This window comes from Desulfofundulus sp., assembly GCF_049701015.1.
Classification (GTDB): domain Bacteria; phylum Bacillota; class Desulfotomaculia; order Desulfotomaculales; family Desulfovirgulaceae; genus Desulfofundulus.
This window is the reverse complement of sequence record NZ_JBNATZ010000264.1, coordinates 1-3326: the sequence shown is the minus strand read 5'-3', so window position 1 is coordinate 3326 and position 3326 is coordinate 1. Positions and strand designations below refer to the sequence as shown.

Below are 3326 nucleotides of genomic sequence, written 5' to 3'. Positions count from 1 at the left end.
AAACACGGCACGCACATTAAGTTCCCCTGGGGGCCGGACTGGTTTTACGATAACGACGGTAAGCTGTACTACTACGCTGATGGCCCTGTCGGGAGGGTCTTCCGGGAGTACGCGTACCGTGTCGCGCTGGAGGAGATGAGAAGCAAGGGGTATTCGCTGGTGTCGGAGCAGGAGAGGGACGGGCGGCACACCTGGACGTTTGCCGACCTCAGCGGGACCGGTACTGTAACAGTGACCGTCCTGCCGTCCGGCAGGGTCAGGGTGGAAGTCTCCGGCATACCGGGTGAGGGGTGCCTTTCAGTCACGAGGGACCTGGAGTCGGCCCTCGGGGTGGTGCGGGAGCGGGGACTGACCGCGGACTACCACCGGCCGGCTGACCCGGTGAAGGTGTTCTACGGCATTTCCTGGTGCGGGTGAGGGGGCAGTGTTCGTGGAGGTTTCTTTTCCAATCGTCTCCTGCGTTGTGATAATTGCAGCCGGGTTCCTTTTGAAAGGGGTAGTGGTTGACGGCCACTACGGGGTTCTGTTGTTCCCGCTGTGGGCGGTCTGCGGTATTGCGGCGTACTGGGTCTTCGACCGGCATTTCAGCGGCCCGTCCGCGCTTGTGAAGAACGCCGCGGTGTTTGTCTTTTCCGTGGTGTTCGCTTTCCCGGTTTTCGCCGCGGCACTGCCGCAGCCGGTACCGGTACCGCTGGCAGGGGTGCTCGTGTCGGGAGCCTCGCTGCTCATCGCCCGGTTTATCGCCTTTTGCGACAAGTCCCCGTTCGTGTTTAAGAATTGCTGTTACGGGCTGCTCTCCGTGCCGGTATTCCTGATTTTCTGCCACCTGCGCGGCTGGCTGCCGGAAACTCTGGTCAGGGAGTTCACGGCGTTCGGGGAGCACTTCGGGGCGTTCAGGGTAACGTACTCGGGCTTTTCCAGCGACGACTTCTTTTTCGGGTTGATACTGTGTCCGTGGGCGTTCACCGTCCTGGCTCTGCTGTTGCGGGAAAGGAGGGACCGCGTTGAACGGGCGGGTACTCAGTGACCTCGTGGCCGCCGTTCCTCTAGCGGCGGTTGCTGTGGCGGCGGCTGCAAACAGGCGTGCCGGTGAAAACCGGAAACTACCTATCCAGTCTGCTCTGGCGGCGGTTTCCCTTCTTGCCTTCAGTGAAATATTTTCGTACAGCAGCGTGCCCGTCCTGCTGGCCGCCGCCACGCTGCCTTACGGGCTGGTGCTGGCGTTTGAAACTGGCGTCAGGGGTGAACGACGGGCAGCCGAGGCGAAGGCGATGTTTTTCCTGCAGGGGGTCCTGGCCTTGACCGGCCTGGGCGCCTTTTTCTTCGGGAATGACCGGGTAGTTATTTTCCCCGGGTCGCCGTGGGAAGCGACCGTGCTGGTGAGGTCTTTCGGCCCGGTCAACTTCTGGTCCGGCCTGGTGATCGGCGCTCTATTAAGTGTAGACGGCGTGCTGCTGGCGCATGTAATCAAAACGTATGAGGCTGAGGAGCAGGAGCGGGTGCGGGAGCGGCTTGAGGAAATTCAGCGGAGGTTGGGGTGTGAGCCGTTCCGGGTGCTGCCGGCCGGGGACGGGATATCTTTTGTGAATGCGGAGTCACAATTGAACAGGAATGCTGAACATGTGACGGCAGTCCAAGTCGAGCAACCAGCGGACAGTCGGCCCGCGGGAACGCAGTCCGGGAGCGGGGCTGTGGAGAAGCGGGACGGCCCTCCGTACGAAGAGCGGAAGCTCTGGATACCGGAGTAGCGTGGGGGGGTTGGGAATGATCTTCAAGAGGAAGCGGTCGGAGAAGCAGGTCCCGTTTGAGGACGTCTGCGCTGTCCTGCGTTACCTGGCCGGTAACGGTCCCGGCAGCAGCAGTGCTGGCGGTCACCGTGCTGCCTGGAACAGAGTTGTGGAAGTCATTGTCGAGCCGGACAGTTCTGATATTGTGTCGCTAATTAGTCCAACGGTTGCAAGGAGCCTGCTGGCGCAGGCCCTGGTGATGGTCGACCCGGCGTGCGCGGGCCTGATAGTGTCGCGCGCGGGCAGGTGCGTCCTGGACGATGGGTTTCAGGTTTTTGATTGGTGCGACCTGTCCAAAGAATTCTTATGCGCGTGCGGCGAAAAAGAAGTGGTAACTGCTGTTGAGAGAGCGGTCGGCGCGTGTCTCCCGGTCAGCTGCGGCGGCTGTGAGAGCAAACCCTGCTTGAGCAACGTGCAGGTTACGGTCCAGTTCGGCGGCAGGAAGTTCCTGGAGATGGTCTTGCGGTCTCTCATCGATGACGATAGGGACAGGTTTGAGAAAGTCGACGCATTTTTCCGGGGAGTGCTCGTCCCGGCTGTCGACGTTTCTTTTTACGATCTACCGCCGGGAATGCTCCTGATTTTAATCAGGAGATGAGAGGCGGCTGATATTCAGCGGTCGTTAAAAGACGGCCACTTTTTTGTTTTTCGGAACGTTTTTCACGAAGGAGGTGAGCGAAGAAGTGGAGCAGGTGATAACGCTCAAGCTGAAGCTGTATGAGCCGACCCGGGCCAAGCAGGAGATGTACCAGACCATGGCCGACCGGTGCACTGATTTTGCCAACCGGTACCTGGGCCTGGACGAGAAAGAGCGGCCCAGGACGTCAAAGGAAGCTAGGGGGTATTCCGACCCGCTGCCGTCGGCGGTGCTGAACCAGGCCATCCGCGACATCAAAGCGAAGCCGAAGGCGAAGCGGTTCAAGCGGTTATGGCCCGCGTTCAACAACCAGAACTTCCGGGTGGAGAGGGAGTATACCGTGGGCGGCGGAGCCGTCTGGAAGGCTTCCTTCCCCACGCTGGAGAAGCGGGTCGGGGTGCCCGTTGTCGTCCAGCCCTACCAGGAGAAGTACCTGGAGATGCTCCTTTCCGGGCGGGCGGAACAGGGGGTGGAGCGGCTGGTCAGGCGCGGGAAGGACTGGTACATCCACCTGAGCCTGACGGTGCCCGTAGAGCGGGCCCAAAAGCCGGAAAAGGTCATGGGTGTCGATTTGGGGCTGATAGACTTGCTGGTGGCCAGTGCAGGAGGCCAGACGCTGTTTTTCCCTGGGAGCGGGCTGGCATATACCCGCAGGCACTATGCTGACCTGCGCAAAAGGCTCCAGGAGGCCGGGGCGCACAGGGTGCTGAGAGAGCTGGGCGACAAAGAGCACCGGTGGGTGACGGACGTGAACCACAAGGTCAGCAGGGCGCTCGTGGATTTTGCTGTCGCCCGCGGGGTGACAGTAATCCGGCTGGAGGACCTGACCGGGGCGAGGTGGGCGCGTCCCCAAAGAAAAGAGCAGCGCAAAGACCACGGGCGGAGCCTGCAGTACTGGCCGT

At 61.2% G+C, this 3326-nt stretch carries 4 protein-coding genes and 1 pseudogene; all 5 read left to right on the top strand.

All coding sequences use genetic code 11. The features are described 5' to 3' along the window. A partial coding sequence (locus ACPLUI_RS12855; protein WP_424660652.1) for a DUF2997 domain-containing protein occupies window positions 1-417 on the top strand: 417 nt, incomplete at its 5' end. Between the two features lie 7 nt (window positions 418-424). Continuing rightward, window positions 425-1027 carry a hypothetical protein gene (locus ACPLUI_RS12850; protein ID WP_424660651.1) on the top strand — a complete coding sequence of 201 codons (603 nt, stop codon included), beginning with the start codon at window positions 425-427 and terminating at the stop codon, window positions 1025-1027. Next, window positions 1005-1748 (top strand): hypothetical protein, encoded by a 744-nt coding sequence (locus tag ACPLUI_RS12845; RefSeq protein ID WP_424660650.1) that lies wholly within the window; start codon window positions 1005-1007, stop codon window positions 1746-1748. The genes ACPLUI_RS12850 and ACPLUI_RS12845 overlap by 23 nt, the downstream gene beginning before the upstream one ends. A gap of 16 nt (window positions 1749-1764) precedes the next feature. Continuing rightward, on the top strand, window positions 1765-2385 hold the full coding sequence (locus ACPLUI_RS12840) for a hypothetical protein (RefSeq protein ID WP_424660649.1): 621 nt from the start codon (window positions 1765-1767) through the stop codon (window positions 2383-2385). An 85-nt stretch (window positions 2386-2470) separates the two neighbouring features. Continuing rightward, window positions 2471-3326 (top strand): annotated as a pseudogene (locus tag ACPLUI_RS12835) (hypothetical protein); the annotation flags it as partial.

Bases quoted from the DNA above. Each gene is read 5' to 3' on its own strand.
- ACPLUI_RS12840 (WP_424660649.1), top strand. From the start codon at position 1,765: ATGATCTTCAAGAGGAAGCGGTCGGAGAAGCAGGTCCCGTTTGAGGAC.